Here is a 22,614-nt window from a genome sequence, read left to right on the forward strand (position 1 = left end):
GATATGCCCATGCGAGAGTCGGTCAGTTCTAGGGGGCCAAAGAACACAGCAAGGCAAGTCTACTCGAGTGGCTTTTTTGTTTTGTGCCTTAAACCTAAGCAATTAGTCAGTATGGCCAGTATGCCCATGTCAGAGTAGGTCATTTCTAGGCACCTATTTGACTTGAAAGAGTCGTGAAACAGTCCGCTATTATGTAGCGGGCTTTTTTACATCTGCAATTTGTGGCTGAAAGCCGTTCATGGGCCTAAGCCATTAACCAGTGTGGATGATATGCCCATGCGAGAGTCGGTCATTTCTAGGCGACTTATTCACTTAAATGAGTGTAAGACAGATCGCCATTATATCGCTAATGTTTTTGCGTCTATTATTTGATATGTTAAAAAGCGCGAGATCAGCATTAGGTCGATATGTTCCTCATTAATTGATTCATGTATCAATAGAAACAATTACTGTTGTTGTTTATGCAGATGTAATACGACTTAATATGCTTTTGACTTGATATTTAATCGATAATACATAGATAATGTCACTTTAATTTGCTCATCTAAGTGCCTCAATGACGTCTCAATCTCATCCAGTAAAACAATGGCAACACCATCATCAATTCAGTCATCAGAACTCTGATGGTGAGCGGAATACCCTTTACGTACTTATTTTAACCATTATTACTATGTTAGCTGAGATTATTGCCGGCTCCATTTATGGTTCAATGGCATTATTGGCTGATGGTTGGCATATGGGTACTCATGCTGCAGCATTTATGATTACTTTATTTGCCTATCGATATTCCCGCAAAAATGCTGATAACCCCCAGTTTTCTTTTGGAACCGGTAAAGTTAGTGTTCTGGGGGGCTTCACCAGTGCCATCGCTTTAGGTATGGTTGCATTGATAATGTTAGTAGAATCATTAGTCAGAATTATCAATCCAGAACAAATCTATTTTAACCAAGCTATCTTTGTTGCTTTTATCGGTCTTACAGTCAATATTGTTAGTGTATTTTTATTGAAAGATCATCATAGTCATGATCATCATCACGCTGAGCATGAGCATGAGCATGAGCATGAGCATGAGCATGAGCATGAGCATGAGCATGAGCCAGTACATCATCATGATCATAATTTAAGAGCTGCTTATTTCCATGTTCTTGCAGATGCTTTAACGTCTGTTTTAGCCATTGTGGCGCTAGTCTTTGGTAAATATATGGGACTGACATTCCTCGATCCTGTTATGGGTATAGTTGGCGCAGTGATTATTACACGTTGGGCATGGGGGTTAATGAAGCAAACGAGTCCAATCTTGCTTGATAATTCAATCGGGTTGGACAAGAAGTCGCGAATAAAACACTTCCTCGAGCATGATGGCGTTATTGTTACTGATCTTCATATTTGGAAGGTAAGCGCTGAACATTATGCTGCGATTGTCTCGTTACTAGTCCATAGTGACATTGATGCTGTGCAATTAAAGCAACAACTTGAAAGTAAGTTTTCGCAACTTAGCCATATCACAATCGAAATTAATCAATGTCCACTGGCATCCTGTAAAAGCATAAGCTACTCATAAATGCCTTTGAACGGCTTACTTGTGTGAAAAAACTGCAATTGAGCACTTTATTTGAAAAAGTACTTTACCTTTGGAAGGGGGTTTAGCATAATGCCCCTCGTCAACAGGGGTGTAGTTCCAATTGGTAGAACAGCGGTCTCCAAAACCGATGGTTGCGGGTTCGAGTCCTGCCACCCCTGCCAAATTTAGAAGGCCTAGCAGAAATGTTAGGCCTTTGTCTTTTCGGTTGTTAATTTTTTCTGGCAAATCCGCACTCTGATTTCAGTCTGAAATCGATGCGATCGAATCCCTGCGTGACCAAAACTGTGATGCTATTATTCTCCACAGCGAATATTCGGATGAGTCGACTTTAATAGGCCTTACTGAACAAATCCCCGGGCTTGTGATCATCAACCGTTTTATCCCTAAAATTGCCGATCGCTGCGTTTGGCTCGACAATGTAACCAGTGCCCAAGAGGCGACTAACTACTTACTCGACCGCGGCCATCAAGATTTTGCGGTGATCACCAGTATTTACCAAAACCGCGATCCTGCGTCACGCATATTAGGGGTACGCCAAGCTCTGCTGTTGCGGGATATGAAGTTGCCCTTGGATGCCATTGAAGAGTCTACCGCGAATATGGAAGGTGGCGAAGCCGCTGTACAAGCCTTACTCGCAAGAGGCACACCATTCACGGCCATCTTAGCTTATAACGACTTAATGGCGATTGGCGCGATTCATGCATTATTTGCGGCGGGAATTCGGGTGCCAGAAGATGTCTCTGTGATTGGTTTTGATGACTTATCGATTGCCCGTGCTTGCCGTCCAAGATTGACGACCATGCATTACCCGATTGAGGAAATGGCCAATTATGCTACAGATTTAGCGATTAAGTTAGCGTCAAATGCTACGCCTGAGTCCCGTAATACTCACCTTTTTTTGTCCAACTTAGTCGAGCGAGACTCAGTTGCAGCCTTAGTTTAAACACGTCCTCGTTATCTTGTTGATGGTGGAGTCAGGCTCGAATCCTCGAACACAAGGTGGAACGACCTGACTCTATGATGTCCGTGATGAGGTACTTAGAGTGATTTTCCTCCAACAAACCCCTTCAACAAACTGTCAAATCCCGCTTGTAACATTTAAGCTGCGACTTAGGTAAATTGGTTTGCAACTTTAGTTGTGTTTAACATACAATCGACAGCCAAATGAGTTGAGGAAGTATGGTTTGAATAGTGTGATGCAAACAAGACGCACCCTAGCAATATGGCTTGCCGCCATGTTGGTGCTTTTGTCTGTGGCCATTGCTGTTCACAGTATTGCCCATGCCAATGAAGATCCTAAGTCTCATTGTTCGCTGTGCTTACATCAGCACCAGTTGCAACATGCGATAACCAGTACGCCCTTTCATTTTCAATTGGCTCAGCAGAGTTATATCTCGGTTGAGTTCCAAGCCATTTCCTTTAAACGACCTTTTAGTCGTTTCTTCAATAGTCGTGCTCCGCCCATAACAGCATAAGTTACTTTTTATTAGATATATCTTAATTAACTTTGAGCGTCTTGGCTTAGCTAAGACGTCGATGCTGTTTATTTTCGGAGTGAAAATGACCTCTTTTTATATTCCCAAGCGCGCTGCGCTGTTGCTGGGCGCCTTGTTTGTGCTCAATCCTATTTCAAAACTGTTGGCCGCAGAAGGCAGTCAAGTGAGTGATGTGGCTAGTGCTGTTGATACTGCTAGTGACGCGGCTCGTGATACCGCTCTTGGCACTGAGATTGAGCGTTTAAGTATCCACTATCGCCAAGCCTATCGTGGCAATGTTTCTGCAACTGAACTTCCGCAAGCGATAAGTGTGTTAGACGAGCAATTGATCAAAGATGCGGGACTGACAAGGTTTCAAGATGTGCTGGATTATTCCGCCAGTGTGGCGCGGCAAAACAATGGTGGCGGTTTGTGGGATAGCTTTTCCCTGCGCGGCTTTCCGGGTAATGAAAACATGCCATCGGGCTATTTAATTAATGGCTTTAATGGTGGCCGAGGTTTTAGTGGTCATAGGGATTTATCAAATGTGGCCTATGTCGAGATCTTAAAAGGTCCTGGTTCGGCGCTTTATGGTCGCTCGGAACCCGGTGGTACAGTCAATATTGTGACTAAGAAACCTCAGTATCAAACCAGTGGTTATTTAAAAGCATCTGCGGGAAGTTTCGATCAATATCGATTAGAGGGGGATGTGACTTCCGGCTTGACCGACAATGTGGCATTTCGGATTAACGGTGCGTGGCAGGAACACGATAGTTTTCGCGATTATGTGTTCAGCGATAAAAAAATCATCACGCCGTCTATGCGTTGGCAGATTTCTGATAAAGCCTCGTTACTTTATGAAATGGAATATCTCAAGCAAGAACAGCTATTCGATCGCGGCATTATTGTGCTCAACAACGATATCAATACTGTGCCACGCTCACGTTATTTAGGTGAACCTAATGATGGCGCAACTGTGGTCAATGCCACTGGGCACCAGCTGACCTATGACTATCAATTAAATGATGATTGGTCACTCACCGCGGGCTATAACTATCGCGATTCTAGCTTGAAGGGCTTTTCCTCTGATGCTGAGTTAGCAAAGGGGCGCCAATCGCTATTTGATGATGGCCGCATGCTTACCCGGCAGCACAGATACCGAGATTATGCATCCGAGGATAACTCGCTACGTCTAGAGTTAAGTGGTCATGTGGATACCGGTTTTATTCGCCACAATTTACTGCTCGGTGCTGACGCCTATCACTATGATTTGAAGACGGGACTGTACCGCCACCGAGGCCGAAAAGGTGAATATGCCATTGATATTTTTGAGCCTCAATATGGTGTGATTCAACCCGAGGTCAGTTTGTTGTATGAGGATAATGAAACCCAAAAGGCATGGGGGACTTATCTGCAAGATCAAATGGATTTAACTGAGAAATGGAAGCTGCATTTAGGGCTGAGATTCGACCGTTATCAGCAAGATATCGGTGAAGTTGTCAATGATACATTATCTAAGCAAACTGAAAGTCGAGTTAGCCCAAAAGTGGGTTTAGTATATTTATGGTCTGATGAATTAAGTTTTTATTCTTCCTATTCTGAAGGCTTTTTACCGCTTTCTGGAACCGACTATACGGGTAAGCCTTTCGAAGCTGAAGAGAGTCAGTCGCTTGAGCTAGGAATGAAGTTTAATCTTACTTGGCTAAATGATCTGGCGGTGAATGGCAGCTTGGCGGTGTTCGATGCGCAAAAGAGCAATATTTTGACCTCAGATCCTGTCAATGTTGGCTTTGCAGCCACCTTAGGGGAGGCAAAAAGTAGCGGTGTTGAACTTGATATCGCTGCCGAGTTGACGGACTCTTTACAGGCTAAATTATCCTACGCTTATTTGAATACACGTACCGCAAATGACAGTTTGAATCCAGACTGGGGCGAACTAATTCCTGCAGGCAGTCCTCTGGTCAATGTGCCAAAACATACGGCGAGTTTGCTACTGAAACAGGATCTGAGCGGATTATCTATTGATGGTCACTTAGGTTTGAGCTGGCGCTATATTGACTCACGCCTTGGCGATTCCGCCGATCCCAGTTTTCAATTACCTGCTTATCAGCTGCTTGGGTTATTTATCAATACGCACCTGAGCGATAATCTAAACCTTGGGGTGAATTTGGATAACGTACTGGATGAGCATTATATCGCCAACAGTTATTCAGCACTTTGGGCTGTACCGGGTGAGCCACGTAGCATTAAGGTGAGTGTCAGTTATGAATTCTAATATCAGTTCGAATCCTTCGTTGTCAGCCAATATTGCGAAACAAGCATCGAGTCCAACGCTTGGCCGAAGCCGTATCAATAGTATCGATATGATGCGCGGCGCAGTGATGTTGATCATGTTGCTCGATCATGCACGGGAGCGGTTTTTCTTTCATATGCAGGTGAGCGATCCTATGGATTTGAGTTCGACCTCTTGGGGGCTTTTTTTGAGTCGCTTTGCCGCCCATTTTTGTGCGCCGGTTTTTGTGTTCTTAACCGGGGTTTCTGCATGGCTTTATGCCAATCGTAGCCATGGCGAGCCACGTTCAGCACGTATGTTTTTGATTAAACGCGGACTATTTTTAATCGCGCTGGAAATTTTAGTGATTAACTTCTCTAACCTCTCTTGGATGGTCAGCTATTACACCCTCTGGTTACAAGTGATTTGGGTGATTGGTCTGAGTATGCTAGCGCTCGCTGCGCTGATAAAACTGCCTAGACCTTGGATGGCTGTTTTAGGTTTAGCGATTGTTTTTGGCCATAATCTATTGACGCCTATTGGCTTTCAACCCAATGAGTGGGCTTATAGTCTGTGGACCATATTGCACGATCGCGGCTATCTCATCAGCGAAGGTGCGCTTAGGGTTAAGGTGAGTTATCCCGTGCTACCTTGGATTGGGGTGATTTTACTGGGCTATGTGGCTGGGCCAATTTTCAGTCAAAAATCCAATGGTAACCCGCTTGAAGCCTCGCAGCGCCAGCAAACACTGTTGAAGTTAGGAATAAGCTGCTGGGTACTTTTTGCCGTACTACGCGGGTTTAACCTTTATGGTGAAACCTTGCCTTGGCAGGCGGGATCGAATTTTGGTGAAACCTTAATGTCGGTCGTTAACTTAACTAAATACCCGCCATCGTTAAGCTTTTTACTGGTGACCTTAGGCGGGATGTTTTTCTGCTTAGTCGCGTTTGAGCGGCACTTTGCATCAGACGGGAAAGCAGATGGGAGCTTAGCGCGAGTCGGCCATTGGTTGTCTGTGTTTGGCTCAGTACCGATGTTTTTTTATATCTTGCATTTGTACGTGCTGTTATTGCTTTATACCTTAGCGAAATTCACCTTTGGTGCTAATCATGGTGAATTTTATGGAGTCAATAGTATCGGCTGGGTTTGGTTGATTGCAGCGTTGTTAGCCGTCGGACTCTATTATCCTGTTAAACGGTTTAGCCAGTATAAAAAAAATAGCACTCAGGCTTGGATAAAGTACCTCTAAGCCTAAGTGCTTCTAAACCTGAGTGATGTTGTTTTAAAGGCAAAAGTCGCCAAGCAGTCATGTTTGGCGACTTTGTGTTTTGCTTAGCACAATAATCCATTTAGCCAATTATTTTATGAATAAGCTATGCTGTATTCAGGCATTTTTTCATCTAGCTGAATACCTTGTATAAGCAGTTTCGCAGTCGTTTCATCATTGGCTCGATTTACCTGTGAAAACTGTTGGTCTTAAGATACAGGTTGTCGGCCAATAGTTGGTTAAGACTCGCGGTGATTTCACCTCTGTTGGCTTGATAGCTAAGTTAATCATGGCGTCATCCTGCTGTTGTTTTGCTAGAGTGTTCAGTCTAATCTTATGATATTCAATGTGAAATGAGTTAAGTCGATTGGTATTTAAAGGTTATATTCCAGAAATTATCCATCCTATAATCGGCTTGATACCATCTCCTTTAGCCGTGTTGCACTAACAATAACGTGCTAAAACTGCTATTCTAGCGGCATATTGTGAGTCGATAATTTAATTGAATAAAACTGACCCTAATGAATAAATCAGCCTATTTAACTGCCATGAATGTGACCACTTGGCGAGTGCGCGATACTAAGGTAAAACCTTATTTAGTGATTTGGGATGAAAACGGTGAGTTACCTGAAGCTGAGCCGCTTATCGACGCCGTGCTTAAGCTTATCGATGTAAAACGCGAAGAGTGTGACTTTGACTGTGAGCCTCATACGGGTAAACAGATTGTTTGGGATTTACGTCGTCATAAAGTCAGACCACGCACTGCATGGCTTCTATCAGAACCTTTAGCTGATTTATTGGTGGGTTGGCAGGCTAAAAGCGCCCTTTGGCAGCAGATTTACCAATGGCGCGAGCAAGTCAGCGGCCAAGCTAGGGGCAAGTCATAACTCAAATCTCATCAATCAGACTGAACTCAGTTTTTAACAAACCTTTGCTTGTGAACAGATTAATCACACATTTTTGGGAATATATGCTTTGAGCCCCTCTTTAGTAGATAGCCTATCCTCAGCGCAGCTTACCACGCCACTCACTTTAGGTTTGCCTGTGGAGCTTGTCGCGCTGGCACCAATCGATGTTCCTCAAATGGCGCAGCTTGAATCTTTGGCCCATAGCCATCCCATGAGCGCGGGGAACCTTGCCGATTGTTTCGGGCACTTGTACCGGGTTTTAGGTTTAAAGCTGAGTGCTGACTTAGCTCCTAATACTGATGCTGCTGTCAATTCTGATTCAGTCGAAGGCCTTTTGGGGTTTGCGATAGTGCAGCAGATAGTCGATGAAGTGACCTTATTGGATATTTGTCTATTACCGAGCCAGCAGGGCAAAGGCTACGGCAAGTTATTATTGAATGCTGTCATGGCTTCGGCTAACGCGTCTGGCGCTGTAGTACTGATGTTAGAAGTGCGAGAATCCAATCTTGCAGCCCGTACCTTGTATCAAAAGGCAGGCTTTATTGAATCGGGCCGTCGTAAAGGTTATTACCTAATAGAGGGCGGTAAAGAAGACGCGATCTTGATGGATTTAGCGATTACCCAAGAATAAGCTGTGTATTAGCAACCATGTCGTAAAACGATAGCTATGCGAACAATTGTTATAAACAACAGTCATAAAAACTGTCATAAAAAAAACAGCGCCTAAGCGCTGTTTTTTTTTGGTTAATCCTGGTATCTACATAAGGATTATCTGTATCTAAGCGATAAGGTTATTTAACTTCTTTACCTTGGGCTTGCAGATCGGCATGGTAGCTTGAGCGCACTAATGGGCCACAGGCTGCATGGGTAAAACCTAACTCATCGGCTAAGGCTTTAAGCTGGTCAAACTCTGCTGGCGGTACATAACGTTCAACTGGTAAGTGGAACTTAGAAGGCTGTAAGTATTGGCCCAAGGTCAGCATTTCAACCTTGTGGGCACGCAAGTCGCGCAATACTTCGGCTATTTCTTCGTTAGTTTCACCTAGACCCATCATTAATCCAGACTTAGTCGGAATCGTTGGATGACGCTCTTTAAAGCGTTTTAGTAGATCTAGTGACCACTGATAGTTAGCACCTGGACGTGCTTTGCGGTAATGAGCTGGAGCCGTCTCAAGATTGTGATTAAATACATCAGGAGGCTCTGTCGCTAAAATATCTAACGCCGCATCGATACGACCACGGAAATCAGGAACAAGAGTTTCAATCTTGATTTCAGGGTTTAATAAACGAATTTCGCGAATACAGTCAGCAAAATGCTGGGCACCGCCATCACGTAAATCATCACGGTCAACAGAAGTGATCACCACATATTTTAACTTCATGTCTTTGATCGTTTGAGCTAGTTTTTTAGGCTCATCGGCATCAGCTTTGAGTGGGCGACCATGGGCGACATCGCAGAATGGACAACGACGAGTACAAATCGCACCCAAAATCATAAAGGTAGCTGTGCCGTGGTTAAAGCATTCTGCCAAGTTTGGGCAAGACGCTTCTTCACACACTGAATGTAATCCATTTTTACGTAATGCCGCTTTGATATCGAGAATACGTTGATTTGATGCAGGTAATTTTACCCGCAACCAATCAGGCTTACGCAGCATCGTTTCGCGCTCTGATGGCACTACTTTTACAGGAATTCGAGCGACTTTATCGGCATCACGTAATTTGACACCTGGTTGTAATCTTTCAGGCCTATTCATTATTCTGCTAATCCTTGATGATGTACAAGTTGTTGGTAGCCCATAATTTGGCTAAAGGTTTGGATTAATTTATCACCAGCTTCAAGCACTGTTTGTGGACCACCCAATGCTTTACATTGCACCATTTCTAAACCGGCATATCCGCAAGGGTTGATGCGCTGGAATGGGGCTAAATCCATGTCGACATTAAGTGCTAAGCCGTGAAAAGAGCAGCCTTTACGAATGCGTAATCCTAAAGAGGCTACTTTTCGTTCTGTGACATAAACACCTGGAGCGTCAGCTTTTGCGTAAGCATTGATATGGTAATGAGCAAGCATATCGACAATGCTCTGCTCTATATTATTCACTAACTGGCGCACACCGAGTTTATTACGTTTTATATCGATAAGTGGATAAACCACTAATTGACCCGGTCCGTGATAAGTCACTTGACCACCACGGTCTACTTGAATGACCGGAATGTTACCTGGGTTGAGTATATGCTCACTTTTACCTGCCTGACCCTGGGTAAATACCGGCTGATGCTCAACAATCCACAGTTCATCATGGCTATCGCTATCACGAGTGTCAGTATATTCCTGCATTGCATGCCATGTCGATTCATAGTCTTGCATGCCAAGATGGCGAATGTGCAGTGTTTGTGCTTGCAAGGGCAACGTCTCCCCCAGATAAAGGTGTGTGTCCATCAGATCAATGGATTAATAGTTGAGTATCATACGCAAGTTTATTGTTAAAGAAGACTCATTTGGATCTTACAGTACACGTTTTACGCCTTCAATTGCGGCAAGATCAATGTACGCTTTTTCAATATGTTCTTTGCTAGTAACCGTAATACGGATAGTGACTGAATAGTAACTGCCTTTACTCGATGCTTTCACACTCGGAACGTAATCTCCCGGTGCCAGTTGTTGTGCAACGGCAACGACACGATCGGCTAAGGTATCATCCGCATCCCCGATCACTTTGAAAGGGCACGAATTAGGAAATTCCATTACTTGGTCAAACGTTGTATTTAACATTTAGCTTACTCAATTCTGTTTGGTATTACTTATATGGTGGTGATTATACCCGATTCAAGCCTGATAGATCTGAAAAATTAAAGCCGCTGATTAGGCGGCTTTAATTAGCTGATTCACTTATAGATCTATTAATAGAATGTGTAAATTTGCTTAATTACTCGAACCAGCTTGCGAACATTTGTTTGAAGTAATCCATTAATTTGCTAACCCAGCTGCCTTCTTGGACTTCATTTAGCGTCACCAGTGGGAACTGAGCAATATCTTTTCCGTCAAGTTGGAAAAAGACACGGCCTACGGTTTCACCTTTGGCAAGCGGTGCTGTTAATGGTTTGGTTAATTCAAAGTTCGCTTGTAAATCTTTTGCTTGACCACGGCTAATGGTGATCGGGGTATCTGTCATCACGCCAAGATCAACGGTTTCTCTATCGCCGTACCAAATTTGTTGAGTGACGAAAGTATCGCCAGCTTTGTAGGGGGTAATGGTTTCAAAGAAACGGAAACCATAATTAAGTAGTTTCTTACTTTCAGCTTTACGCGCAGATTCACTTGATGTGCCCATGACTACGCTGATAAGACGCATACCATCGCTTGTACCAGAGGCCACTAAGTTGTAGCCTGCTCCAGACGTATGACCTGTTTTGATACCATCAACATTTAAGCTTTTATCCCATAATAAGCCATTACGGTTATATTGTTTGATTCCGTTATAGGTAAAAGACTTCTCAGAATACACTTTGTATTCATCAGGCACGTCACGGATTAATGCTGCCCCTAAAAGCGCCATATCATAAGCGGTTGATTTATGATCTTGAGCATCTAAACCATGAGAGTTTTCAAAGTAGCTGTCTTTCATGCCTAATTGTTTGGCCCATGAATTCATTAAATCAACGAATGCGCCTTCTGTTCCAGCAATGTGTTCAGCCATTGCAACACAGGCATCATTGCCTGATTGAATGATGATGCCACGATTTAAGTCGTGTACTTTGACCGTTTTACCCACTTCAATAAACATTTTAGATGAATCAGGGAAGTTCTTTGCCCAAGCATTTTTGGTAATAGCAACATCGTCATCTAATGATACATTGCCAGCTTTAATTTCCTGACCAATCACATAACTGGTCATCATCTTAGTCAAGCTGGCTGGGTTTAAACTTTCGTAGGCATTTTCTTCAGCTATAACTCTGCCAGAATTATAATCCATTAGTACATAGGCTTTAGCCGCAACACTTGGTGCGTCTGGCGTCACCATAGGTGCACGATTTGGCATTGGACGTACATCTGGTTGTGGCGTTGCAGCAAGTGAAGAAAAACAGACAACTGATGCAAAAAGCATAGTTGATAATTGAGCGGTTTTGGATGTCATCATGAAGTTAGCACGTCTCTAGTTAGTCGAAGAAAAGACAAAGATCGATTGGTATAATGATAGATTATACATTAGTAGGCAGTCATTTCGCATTAAGGTTCATTCATCCAATGTAAATGAACCTTAATGTTGTCATTTAGTGCCGTTATTGTGGTTTACGGTACGATAAAGCTTTGTGGATAGCCATCAGCTTGGACACGATCGAGCAACTTATTCGTTAGATGAATTTGCTGTATGGGTCCTAACTGTAATTTATGCATACCATTAACGGATGTTACCCGAGAGGTTACGGCATATTTAGTTTCTAACTGTTTAGCCAACATATTGATGCGAAGTTTATCTTGTGAGGCGGCAACTTGAATAAAATGATTATCGTTATCTTTTAAATCGCTGATAACTCGCTCTTCTGGTGACGGAATGTAAACGGTTTCGATGGCCACCTTTGCCGTTCCTCTGGCCAGCATACCTAAGTGATAAGCCGCCGCATAAGAAAGATCAATCACTCGACCATGATGAAATGGTCCACGATCGTTAACACGGACAATAATTTGCTTATTATTCTCTAAGTTAGTCACTTTAACATAACTCGGTAAGGGCAAGTTTTTATGTGCTGCAGACATGGTATACATATCATAGGTTTCACCATTTGACGTTAAATGGCCATGAAACTTTGAACCATACCATGAGGCATTACCTTGTTCTTTAAAGCCCTTACCACTGTCGAGCACTTGATAGCTTTTACCTAATACAGTGTAGTTTCGATTGCCTTGTCTGCTGTAAGGTTCGTATTTAGGCTGGGCATTTTTCACCAAGCTAACGTCAGGTGCGTCATCTGGATAACGGTCATTAGCCATTTGATAACGGCTTTTTTTACCTGAAGTGTTTTTCCCTGCCTCATTTGATGAGCAGCCTAACAGTAATAGACTACTTAGTATCATTAGCAGGATGAAACGGCAATTAAAGTCCATGTTGATTTACCGATTTGTAATGTGCATTAAGTTGTTGGCTGAATTGATATACCGCCATGGCATAAAGTGGGCTTCTGTTATATCGGGTAATGACATAAAAGTTTTTCAGTCCTAGCCAATACTCTGCTTTATCAGGTTGATCTAATTTGATTAATAAGGCTTTTTGAGAAGCATCTAAATCTTGGTTATCGGCTAAACTTAATGTCGGGCTAAGAATATCCGCTACCTTGTAGTGCAGCTTTTCTTTAGTCCAAACATTAGCCTTAGGGGCTGTGCTTGAGGTGTGATTGAGCAATAGCGCCACAGGTTGGCCTTTTTGCCAACCGTGTTGATGAAAATAGTTCGCTACACTGCCAATGGCATCGGCTTTACTGGTTAATAAATCTCGGCGACCGTCACCGTCAAAGTCGACAGCATAATGGCGATAACTTGAAGGGATAAATTGACCATAACCCATAGCGCCAGCATATGAACCTTTTAAGGTGCTGTTATCAAGCTTTTCTTCTTTGATTAGTGCCATTAAATTTGCGTATTCACTGCGAAAAAATGTAGCTCTTGGTGGATAATAAAAACCTAAAGTATAGAGTGCATCTTGTACACGATAGTTACCCATATAGCCGCCATAAAAGGTTTCGATACCGATAATGGCAACAATAATTTGCGGGTCAACGTTAAATTTTTCAGCAGCTTGACTAATAATCACCTGGTTTTCTTGCCAGAATGCTAAGCCTTTTTCAAGGCGCTTGTCGGTAAGAAAAATAGGATAATATTGGTGCCAAGGTTTGGCTTCCCAAGGTTTAGTCATGGCATCTATGATGCTCTGGTCGAAGGTGGACGTCGATAGGAAATGTTCTACATCTGCTTTACTGGCGCCTTTTTCGACCTGTTGTTTCACAAATGCATTTTGTAATGCTTGAGGATCATCTTCTGTTGCAGCGTTGAGGTTGAACATGATGCTGCAAAGTAGTGTAAAGCTGGCGATTTGAACGGTTATTTTTATCATAGTTAAGGTTGATCCTATCGGTCGACAAATCGTCTGTGGGTGTGAATGCTCATTAAAATACCGAAGCCCGTCATTAAGGTTAGCATGGAGGTTCCACCATAACTTATCAGTGGTAAAGGTACGCCAACCACAGGTAAAATACCTGATACCATACCAATGTTAACAAACACGTAAACGAAGAATGTTAAGGTAATACTTCCGGCCAACAAGCGTGCAAAGCTAGTCTGTGCTCGTGAAGCGATAACTAAACCTCTGCCAATCACAAATAAATACATAGCAAGTAATACTAAGCTGCCAATAAGTCCAAACTCTTCGCCTATCACGGCAAAGATGAAGTCAGTATGTCGCTCAGGTAAAAACTCTAATTGTGATTGAGTGCCATCAAGCCAACCTTTCCCCCAGATCCCACCAGAGCCAATGGCAATTTTAGATTGGATGATATGATAACCCGCGCCTAAAGGATCTTGTTCAGGATTAAATAAGGTTAATACTCGAGTACGCTGATAATCGTGCATCAAGAAGAACCACAACACAGGTAAAAAGATCAGAATAGCGGCGATAAACCCGCCTACAATTAACCAGCTCATACCCGACAAAAACAGGACGAAGACCCCTGATGCTGCCACTAAAATAGAGGTGCCTAAGTCAGGTTGTTTGGCGATTAATAGTGTTGGGATCAGTAAAATAATCACCCCGCCAGCTAAGTAACGTTTTTTGGGCGGTAATGGGAACTTACTGATGTACCAAGCCATGGTGATCGGGAAGGCCAGTTTAATCAATTCCGATGGCTGAAACTCCATGAAACCGAGATTTAACCAACGCTGTGCGCCTTTATTAATGGTGCCAAATAACTCTACGCCCAACAGCAATATTATTCCGGCAATATAAATAGGGAATGCCCACCGTCTGAGTATTTCAGGGTTGATTTGTGCAAAACAAAACATCACGCCTAGGGATAGCGTCATCCGAACTAGTTGACGCTCCATCATGGCAGGATCTTCACCACTGGCGGAGTAAATAATAAAAAGCCCGAACCCCATTAGTATTAATAAGCCAATGAGCAATGGCAGATCTATGTGGATGCTCTGCCAAAACGATTTTTGATACGGATGATTATTCATGGTTTTACCGCCCATTCGTCGCGTAACATATATTCATCGAGTAATGCTCTTGCGACCGGTCCGGCATTTTTTCCACCCCATCCCGCATTTTCAAGTACCACAGCCAAAACAATACGAGGATTTTCATAAGGTGCATAAGCAACCACTAATGCATTATCGCGTAAGTGATCCGCTACTGTGTCGGCATTGTACTTTTGATCTTTACCAACACTAAATACCTGTGCCGTACCTGTTTTCATTGCCGCGGTATAACTTGCATCCGTAAAGTGCGATTTATCAGCAGTTTGGCGCATAGCCTCATTAATGATGTCCCAATTATTCGGATCTTTAAGCTCTATTGGTATTTGCTCATCAATGGGAGAATCAATTTTAACGGTACTATTTTTAAAGGATTTTAATAGATGAGGTGTAAATCGCTTACCTTTATTAGCCATAATGGTGACCGCATTAGCAAGCTGTAACGGGGTAGTGGTCCAATAGCCTTGGCCAATACCAACCGAAATGGTATCGCCGTTATACCAAGGCTGATTATAACGCATTCTTTTCCAGTCTCTAGAGGGCATAACACCATCAGATTCTTCAAAAATATCAATGCCAGTGCTTCTACCAAAGCCAAAGCGATCCATAAAGATAGCCATTTTATCAATGCCAACTTTGTAGACAAGGTCGTAAAAGAAAATATCACAGGACTCGACAATGGCATGGTAGATATCTACCCAGCCGTGGCCCCATTTCTTCCAATCGCCCCATTTACGATCGACTCCGGGCATTTGCCAATAGCCAGGATCCCAAATACGCGTGCGTTCACTAATGATTTTTTCTTCTAAACCAAGTAATGCCACATGTGGCTTGATCGTTGATGCTGGAGAGTATTGCCCTTGGGTTGCACGGTTAATTAATGGCCGCGATTTATCATTTAACAGGTCATTATAGGCTTTAGAGGTAATGCCATGAACAAATGGATTAGGATCATATGATGGGCTGGAGATCATCGCTAAAACACCGCCATCTCTGGGATCTATTGCGACAACAGAGCCTTTTCGGCCATCTAACAGTTCCATGGCTTTTTGCTGTAGTTTGAGATCGAGTGTGAGATAGATATCTTGTCCCGGTGTCGGCGGTGTAACTTTGAGTGTACGGATCACTCTGCCACGATTATTCACTTCTTCTTCGAGGTGACCAGGAGTGCCATGAAGCAAACTTTCATAAAATTTTTCAATACCTTGCTTACCAATATCTTTGGTTGCAGCATAGTTTTTCCACTGACTACCTTTTTCAAGTAATGCTTTATCTCGGGTATTAATTTTGCCCACATAGCCAAGTACATGGGTCAATAATGCATTGTAAGGGTAATGACGCTTAAGGCCCGCTTCAACGTAAATACCGGGAAATTTATATTGATTGACACTAAAAATAGCGACTTCTTCGTCTGTTAACTTACTTTTGATGGTTAACGGTTTAAAGCGACGATGAAACTTTAGGTTTTCAGTGATACTTTCGCGATCATCTTCTGAAAGTTCAATAAAGCTATTAAGCTCATCTAACGTCGCTGTCATATCATCGACTTTTTCTGGGATGAGTTCTAGAGAGTAATAAGGTTGGTTTTCGGCTAATAGTACGCCATTACGGTCATAAATAAGTCCTCTACTTGGTGGCGTTGGAACGACCCGAATACGGTTATCATTTGACCGAGTTTCATAATCTTTATAGGAGACAACTTGAAGGTGATAAAGATTGGAAAATAATATGCAGAGTAATATAAATACGCAAAGAAAAGTGAAGAATGCCCGGCGCTTAAATAGCGCGGCTTCTGCGGCGTGATCATGCATGGTAATGCGCTTTTTTGGCGGCACTTATGCTATCCCCGTCGTGACCAAATTAAAGGTTAGATTATTAAAGGCCACAGTATCAGCTGATAAAAATGAAAAATAGAGCTGCATGATAATCATTATCTGTAAACTAAGTTATTCATGCGACTGAATTTATTCTCTATGATACGGATGATTGTTATTGACGCTCCAAGCTCGGTATAGGCTTTCTGCTACGATAACCCTAACCAAAGGATGAGGTAGGGTTAGTGCAGATAAACACCAGCTTTGGTTGGCCGCCTCTTTACAAGCAGGTGAAAGTCCTTCTGGGCCACCAATCAACAAACTGACGTCTCTACCATCGAGTTGCCACTTTGTCATTTGCTCGGCAAGCTCTGGTGTTGTCCAATTTTTGCCGGGTAAATCTAAGCTGACAATGTGGTTACCTTTGGCTACTGCCGCTAGCATTAGTTCGCCTTCCTTATTTAAAATTCGGGCGATATCGGCATTTTTTCCGCGCTTCCCTGCTGGGATTTCGATGAGTTCCAAGGCCATATCTCTAGGGAAACGGCGTTGGTATTCTTCGAAGCCTCGGGTTACCCAATCGGGCATTTTGGTGCCAACGGCAATAAGCTGTAACTTCATTAGACGTTATGTTCAGACCACAGTTTTTCAAGCTCGTAATAATCACGAGTTTGTTCTTGCATCACGTGCAGAATAACAGAGCCTAAATCAACTAAAACCCATTCGCTGCTGTCACGACCTTCAACCCCAAGAGGTTGTACGCCTGCGTCTTTTGCTGACACGATCACGTGCTCACCAATAGAACGAACGTGTGTTTTCGACGTACCAGTACAAATGATCATGGTGTCGGTAATAGTTGACCGCTTAGAAACATCGATAACAGTAATATTTTTTGCTTTTAAATCATCGACTTTGTCGATAACGAAATCTTTTAGTTCGGTGCCTTGCACGCGAAGTACCTCATAAGTAAAAATTAACGGAGTATTATACTCAAATTCACTGTTAATGCGCAATTAAGCAGGCGTAAACAACGATAGAATTAATTTAGCGCCCGATACTGAGCGGATTCATAATCCTGCTCATGAGCTAATCGCTGTAGGGCTTAGCCGTGCTAAATATAGAGCTGATGTTGGCGGATATAATCGATTGTCGTTTGCGGTAACACTGTGCTGATATCAATATTTTGAGCTAATCGCTGACGAACTTCAGTTGAGGAGATATCGACTAACTGGCTGTTGATGCAAAATATTCTTCCATGTTTGCTATGGGAATTTGATGTGAGGTAGTCGGTATTGGCTTGTCTAAATAATAACTCTTTGGTCATTTCACTGTGGGTATCAATTGTCCACCCGGGACGTTGACAGAGTGCGATATGGCATAGATTAAACAAGGATTGCCATTGGTACCATAATGGCAGTTGAACAAATGAGTCCATTCCCATAATGAAAAAGAATTCTTCATCAGGATACAGTTCAGTCAGCAATGATAGCGTAGTGACACTGTAAGAGGGCGTGTCACGCTTAATTTCAATATCACATAGTTCAAATTCTGGATACTGCAGACAAACTAATTTCACCATTTCAAGTCGATGATGGCTGCTAACCACTGTGGTCTTTTTGTGTGGTGGGATGTGATTGGGCATTAACCAAATCTGATCTAAATTAAGTTGCTGTTTTACTTCTAGTGCAGGATTGATATGCCCTAGATGGATGGGGTCGAATGTGCCCCCCAATATACCAATACGCATTCGCTGTCCTTAGTTTTGGTCTCAGTCAGTGAGTTCAATATGGGCTAAACGCTTATGTGCCCGTGGGTCGAATAAAATGCATAAATGACTTAGACCGATCCAATCTTCATGGCCTTTTTGTTTGAGATTTAGTTCTAATTGAGAGGCAAACGCGAGCATGTGCTCAATGTGATCCAAATCTAATCGCGTTATTGCAGCTTGATAAAGTGGTTTACGTTTATCCCAAATTCGGTGTTGGCCCCATAACTTACTCAGTTGCTCACCATTATGCAGCGCCAGCTTTAACGTGAGTAGTAGGTTAATTTCTTTAAATAAAGCCCACATTAAAATAGGCATAGCTGTGCCTTCTGCCTGCAACTGCGCCAACATGTGTTGTGCATGTTTTTGGTGATTGCCTAATATGGCATCACAGAGTTGAAATACACTAAAACGAGATTGATCCTCAAAATATTCACTCAGTTGCTCTGGAGTAATATTTTGCTTAGGGCTGAGCAGTTGTAACAATTGCATTGCTTGCTCGCCAGCCAGTAAATTACCTTCAAATAAAGTAAACAACATCGCTTTAGCATCATGGTGGACAGTCAGCTGATAATGAGTAATACGGCTGTCTAACCAGCGTTCAAACTGTTTACCTTCAGGGGTGGCGCAAGGTAAATAGATGCCTTTGGCATCGAGTGATTTAAACCATTTACTATTGGTTTGTTCAGCACTGGCTTTAGGGCCTTGAACAATCAGGAGCATATCTGGATTAGGATGTTGTAACAGCGTCTGAAACGCCGCAGCGCCTTCAATACCGGGTTTACCCTGTGGAAGGGTTAATTCAACAATCCGTCGGCTAGCAAATAAACTCATTGCTTGCCATTCTTGGACTAGATCGCCCCAATTAAAGCCAGTTTCTTGACTGAGTTGAACGCGTTCTTCAAAGCCTTGTTTTTTAGCCGCACTCAGAATGTGCTGTTTACTGTTTTCGATTAACCATGGGTCATCGCCAAACAGTAAAAAGCATTGTGGTAGGGGCGAGAGGTGTTGCTTGAGTTGATCCGGATAAACCCGCATTACTCAGCTCCGATTGACGCCAAAGTCTGAATGATATAATCGGCTGCTTGTACTCGCATTTCTTTAACTAACAACTCCATTTCCCGACTTTTTGCTAATGCAGTTCGTGGGTCGTCTTGATAGTCACGGCGGATTTCAGTATCAAAGTCTTGTGGATCTTGTCCCGGTAAGGTGACTGAATAATGCACTAAATAGATCAGCTCATATTCGGCGACATTCCCAGTGGGATAAAGTGATAATGTGGCGCGTTCGAGTGAGTCATTGATTAATCGAAGTGTCGGTGTTTCTTGTGCAGCATCGACAAGGCTAATGCGGTTGATGCGCAACCTATCACGCACTAAGCGAGTTAACTCACTGTATTCATCGCTACTGGTTAAATGTAATTCAGCTAATTCAGCAGGGATGGAATAACTGCGTTGGAGTTTGAAGCCGCATCCTGCACTGGTCAGTAACACCAATGTCATTATGGCTAAACAGATTTTTTTGGCTAGCATAGTGAAGGTAGGCATCCTTGTTATTACATGGTTAAAATAAATAACTTACCGCGGTTTCATCCGCGGTAAGTTATAACACTGCAGTCTTATCACTATAATCAAATTGAGATTACTTTATCTCAATGAGATCAGTTTAGTTAGCGACAATACTGAGTAGTTTTCCTGGCACGTAGATCACTTTACGAACGGTTAATCCTTCAGTGTGCTTTTGGACATATTCATCATTCATGCCTAAGGCTTCAACATCTTCTTTTGATGCATCAGCGGCTACAGTGATTTTTGCACGCACTTTACCGTTAACTTGCACCACAATCAGTTTACTGTCTTCAACTAATGCAGACTCATCCACTTCTGGCCAGCGGCTGTCTTCAATGTTGCCTTGGTGACCTAATTCGTTCCATAAGGTAAAGGTGATGTGAGGCACGATAGGGTAAAGCAAACGAGTAACAGCAGACAAGGCTTCAGCGAGCAAGGCGCGGTCTTGAGCTGTTTCTTGTGATGCTTTCAGCAAATGATTCATCAGTTCCATTACAGAGGCCACTGCAGTGTTAAACATTTGACGACGGGCAATGTCATCACTGACTTTAGCAATCGTCTTATGTAATTCACGGCGTAACGCTTTTTGATCAGCATTTAATTTGCTGGTATCTAACGCTTCTGTTTTACCCGCTGCAACATGATCGTTGGCTAATTTCCAGAAACGTTTAATGAAGCGATGTGCTCCTTCAACGCCAGACTCTTGCCATTCGAGGGTTAATTCAGGTGGCGAGGCAAACATCATGAATAAACGGACTGTGTCAGCGCCGTATTTTTCGACCATCACTTGCGGGTCAATACCGTTGTTCTTCGACTTAGACATTTTGCTCATGCCGGTGTAAACCAGTTCATGACCTTGATTATCTACCGCCTTAAGAATACGGCCTTTGTCGTCTTTTTCTTCTACAGTCACTTCCAAAGGAGATACCCAAACACGGGCACCTTTTTCGTTGATGTAGTAGTAAGCATCGGCTAATACCATGCCTTGAGTCAGTAGTTGCTTTGCCGGTTCATCGCTGTTGACTAAGCCTGCATCACGCAACAACTTATGGAAGAAGCGGAAATACAACAAATGCATACAAGCGTGTTCGATACCACCAATGTACTGATCTACTGGTAACCAGTAGTTTGCTTTGGCAGGATCTAACATTTCATCAGCATGCGGGCTACAGTAACGAGCGTAGTACCAAGATGATTCCATAAAGGTATCAAAGGTATCGGTTTCGCGCATTGCTGGCTGACCGTTAACTGTGGTTTCGGCCCAAGCCTTATCGGCTTTAATTGGGCTTTGGATACCGTCCATTACCACGTCTTCTGGCAAAATAACTGGCAGTTGATCTGCAGGCGTTGGCACAACAGTTCCATCAGCTAGGGTAACCATTGGGATTGGTGCGCCCCAATAACGTTGACGAGAAACACCCCAGTCACGTAAACGGTAATTGACTTGGCGTTTACCTTTACCTTCTGCGGTTAATCTAGCATCAATGGCTTCAAAGGCTGCTTGGAAGTCTAAACCGTCAAGTTCAGGGAAAGCATCACCCGAGTTAAATACCACGCCTTTGTCACTATAGGCTTCTTTGCTGATGTCCAATTCGCCTTCAACAGGCTTGATCACCGCTTCGATAGCAAGCTTGTATTTAAGGGCAAATTCATAATCGCGCTGATCATGAGCGGGAACAGACATCACAGCACCAGTGCCGTAATTCATTAATACAAAGTTAGCCACCCAAATAGGCACCAATTTGCCACTAATTGGATGAATCGCTTGTAAGCCAGTAGCCACACCTTTTTTCTCCATTGAAGCCATTGCTGCTTCAGTGGTATCGGCGTTTTTGCATTCTTCTAAAAATTCAGCCAGTTGTGGATTATTTTCAGCAGCTTGTATTGCTAATGGATGACCTGCTGCAATTGCAACATAGGTGACGCCCATTAACGTATCCGGACGAGTGGTATAGATATCAAACGTAGCCTGGCTATCAGCAACGGCAAACGTCATTTCTATGCCTTCGCTACGGCCAATCCAGTTACGTTGCATAGACTTAACCTGTTCAGGCCAGCCATCTAAGGTGTCGATATCGTTAAGTAATTCTTCAGCGTAATCGGTGATTTTAATAAACCACTGTGGAATTTCTTTTTGAATAACTGGAGTATCACAACGCCAGCAACAACCGTCTTGTACCTGTTCATTTGCCAGTACAGTTTCATCATTTGGACACCAGTTAACTGATGAGGTTTTTTTGTACACTAAGCCTTTTTCATACAACTTAGTGAAAAACCATTGTTCCCAACGATAGTATTCAGGGGTACAGGTGGCGATTTCACGACTCCAATCATAACCAAATCCTAATAACTTAAGTTGGTTCTTCATGTAGTCGATGTTTTCATATGTCCAAGGCGCTGGAGAGGTCTTGTTATTGATTGCGGCATTTTCTGCAGGCAGACCAAATGAGTCCCAACCAATCGGTTGCAAAACATTTTTACCTTGTAAACGTTGATATCGTGCCACTACATCGCCTATTGTGTAGTTGCGGACGTGACCCATGTGAAGACGACCTGAAGGATAAGGAAACATTGAAAGACAATAAAACTTCTCTTTGCTTTCATCTTCAGTAACTTCAAATGTTTTATGTTCGTGCCAGTGCTTTTGCACTAAGGCTTCAATTTCTGAGGGATTATATAGCTCTTGCATCAATCTATTTCCGGCAATGCCGCCC

General features: G+C 42.9%; 21 protein-coding genes and 1 tRNA gene. 8 read left to right on the top strand and 14 right to left on the bottom strand.

Features of this window, described 5'->3' with window-relative positions; all coding sequences use genetic code 11:
* The first annotated feature begins 556 nt into the window (after positions 1–556).
* The 8 genes from dmeF to ACED29_RS09800 all read left to right on the top strand — a co-directional run bounded on the left by dmeF (position 557) and on the right by ACED29_RS09800 (position 8,135).
* Positions 557–1,561 (top strand): CDF family Co(II)/Ni(II) efflux transporter DmeF, encoded by a 1,005-nt coding sequence (dmeF, locus tag ACED29_RS09765; RefSeq protein WP_371697572.1) that lies wholly within the window; start codon positions 557–559, stop codon positions 1,559–1,561.
* A 105-nt stretch (positions 1,562–1,666) separates the two neighbouring features.
* Positions 1,667–1,743: transfer RNA gene (locus ACED29_RS09770), tRNA-Trp, on the top strand.
* 89 nt (positions 1,744–1,832) lie between these two features.
* Positions 1,833–2,525 (top strand): substrate-binding domain-containing protein, encoded by a 693-nt coding sequence (locus ACED29_RS09775; RefSeq protein ID WP_276330545.1) that lies wholly within the window; start codon positions 1,833–1,835, stop codon positions 2,523–2,525.
* A gap of 241 nt (positions 2,526–2,766) precedes the next feature.
* The gene (locus ACED29_RS09780; protein WP_124017794.1) at positions 2,767–3,057 is read left to right on the top strand and encodes a DUF2607 family protein; all 291 of its coding nucleotides are present in this window, start codon (positions 2,767–2,769) and stop codon (positions 3,055–3,057) included.
* Positions 3,058–3,142: 85 nt separating this feature from the next.
* Positions 3,143–5,332 (top strand): TonB-dependent siderophore receptor, encoded by a 2,190-nt coding sequence (locus ACED29_RS09785; protein WP_371697573.1) that lies wholly within the window; start codon positions 3,143–3,145, stop codon positions 5,330–5,332.
* Positions 5,322–6,578: a DUF1624 domain-containing protein gene (locus tag ACED29_RS09790; protein WP_182742311.1), complete on the top strand. Its 1,257-nt coding sequence runs from the start codon at positions 5,322–5,324 to the stop codon at positions 6,576–6,578. The genes ACED29_RS09785 and ACED29_RS09790 overlap by 11 nt, the downstream gene beginning before the upstream one ends.
* Positions 6,579–7,117: 539 nt before the next feature.
* Positions 7,118–7,483, top strand: coding sequence for a hypothetical protein (locus tag ACED29_RS09795; protein ID WP_124017797.1), 366 nt, complete (start codon positions 7,118–7,120; stop codon positions 7,481–7,483).
* A 196-nt stretch (positions 7,484–7,679) separates the two neighbouring features.
* Positions 7,680–8,135, top strand: coding sequence for a GNAT family N-acetyltransferase (locus ACED29_RS09800; protein WP_371697613.1), 456 nt, complete (start codon positions 7,680–7,682; stop codon positions 8,133–8,135).
* Positions 8,136–8,295: 160 nt separating this feature from the next.
* Here the strand turns inward: ACED29_RS09800 and lipA are convergent, their stop codons facing one another.
* From lipA to leuS, 14 genes are all read right to left on the bottom strand, one after another.
* Positions 8,296–9,261, bottom strand: coding sequence for a lipoyl synthase (gene lipA / locus ACED29_RS09805; RefSeq protein WP_124017799.1), 966 nt, complete (start codon positions 9,259–9,261; stop codon positions 8,296–8,298).
* Complete coding sequence (gene lipB / locus ACED29_RS09810; protein ID WP_182698661.1) at positions 9,261–9,911, bottom strand: lipoyl(octanoyl) transferase LipB; 651 nt, start codon at positions 9,909–9,911, stop codon at positions 9,261–9,263. Before lipB ends, lipA begins: the two co-directional genes overlap by 1 nt.
* A gap of 102 nt (positions 9,912–10,013) precedes the next feature.
* Positions 10,014–10,280 (bottom strand): DUF493 family protein YbeD, encoded by a 267-nt coding sequence (gene ybeD, locus ACED29_RS09815; protein WP_011636177.1) that lies wholly within the window; start codon positions 10,278–10,280, stop codon positions 10,014–10,016.
* A gap of 154 nt (positions 10,281–10,434) precedes the next feature.
* Entirely contained in the window at positions 10,435–11,547 is a 1,113-nt protein-coding gene (locus tag ACED29_RS09820; RefSeq protein ID WP_235781987.1) for a serine hydrolase, read from the bottom strand.
* A 251-nt stretch (positions 11,548–11,798) separates the two neighbouring features.
* The gene (locus ACED29_RS09825) at positions 11,799–12,611 is read right to left on the bottom strand and encodes a septal ring lytic transglycosylase RlpA family protein (protein WP_182698663.1); all 813 of its coding nucleotides are present in this window, start codon (positions 12,609–12,611) and stop codon (positions 11,799–11,801) included.
* A complete protein-coding gene (gene mltB, locus ACED29_RS09830) occupies positions 12,601–13,563 on the bottom strand; it encodes a lytic murein transglycosylase B (protein ID WP_371697614.1) in 963 nt (320 codons plus the stop codon). Before mltB ends, ACED29_RS09825 begins: the two co-directional genes overlap by 11 nt.
* Before the next feature lie 65 nt (positions 13,564–13,628).
* Positions 13,629–14,735, bottom strand: coding sequence for a rod shape-determining protein RodA (gene rodA / locus ACED29_RS09835; RefSeq protein ID WP_124017803.1), 1,107 nt, complete (start codon positions 14,733–14,735; stop codon positions 13,629–13,631).
* Positions 14,732–16,588 carry a penicillin-binding protein 2 gene (mrdA, locus tag ACED29_RS09840; protein ID WP_124017804.1) on the bottom strand — a complete coding sequence of 619 codons (1,857 nt, stop codon included), beginning with the start codon at positions 16,586–16,588 and terminating at the stop codon, positions 14,732–14,734. Before mrdA ends, rodA begins: the two co-directional genes overlap by 4 nt.
* Positions 16,589–16,717: 129 nt before the next feature.
* Complete coding sequence (rlmH, locus tag ACED29_RS09845; RefSeq protein ID WP_124017805.1) at positions 16,718–17,188, bottom strand: 23S rRNA (pseudouridine(1915)-N(3))-methyltransferase RlmH; 471 nt, start codon at positions 17,186–17,188, stop codon at positions 16,718–16,720.
* Positions 17,188–17,517, bottom strand: coding sequence for a ribosome silencing factor (gene rsfS / locus ACED29_RS09850; RefSeq protein WP_124017806.1), 330 nt, complete (start codon positions 17,515–17,517; stop codon positions 17,188–17,190). The genes rlmH and rsfS overlap by 1 nt, the downstream gene beginning before the upstream one ends.
* A 161-nt stretch (positions 17,518–17,678) precedes the next feature.
* The gene (gene nadD, locus ACED29_RS09855) at positions 17,679–18,314 is read right to left on the bottom strand and encodes a nicotinate-nucleotide adenylyltransferase (protein ID WP_182698665.1); all 636 of its coding nucleotides are present in this window, start codon (positions 18,312–18,314) and stop codon (positions 17,679–17,681) included.
* Positions 18,315–18,335: 21 nt separating this feature from the next.
* The gene (gene holA / locus ACED29_RS09860) at positions 18,336–19,370 is read right to left on the bottom strand and encodes a DNA polymerase III subunit delta (RefSeq protein WP_182722448.1); all 1,035 of its coding nucleotides are present in this window, start codon (positions 19,368–19,370) and stop codon (positions 18,336–18,338) included.
* Entirely contained in the window at positions 19,370–19,864 is a 495-nt protein-coding gene (gene lptE, locus ACED29_RS09865; RefSeq protein WP_124017809.1) for an LPS assembly lipoprotein LptE, read from the bottom strand. The genes holA and lptE overlap by 1 nt, the downstream gene beginning before the upstream one ends.
* A gap of 133 nt (positions 19,865–19,997) precedes the next feature.
* Complete coding sequence (gene leuS / locus ACED29_RS09870; RefSeq protein ID WP_182722449.1) at positions 19,998–22,589, bottom strand: leucine--tRNA ligase; 2,592 nt, start codon at positions 22,587–22,589, stop codon at positions 19,998–20,000.
* Positions 22,590–22,614: the final 25 nt, after the last annotated feature.

Source organism: Shewanella sp. 5S214, from assembly GCF_041439795.1.
In the GTDB taxonomy this organism is placed as follows: domain Bacteria; phylum Pseudomonadota; class Gammaproteobacteria; order Enterobacterales; family Shewanellaceae; genus Shewanella; species Shewanella vesiculosa.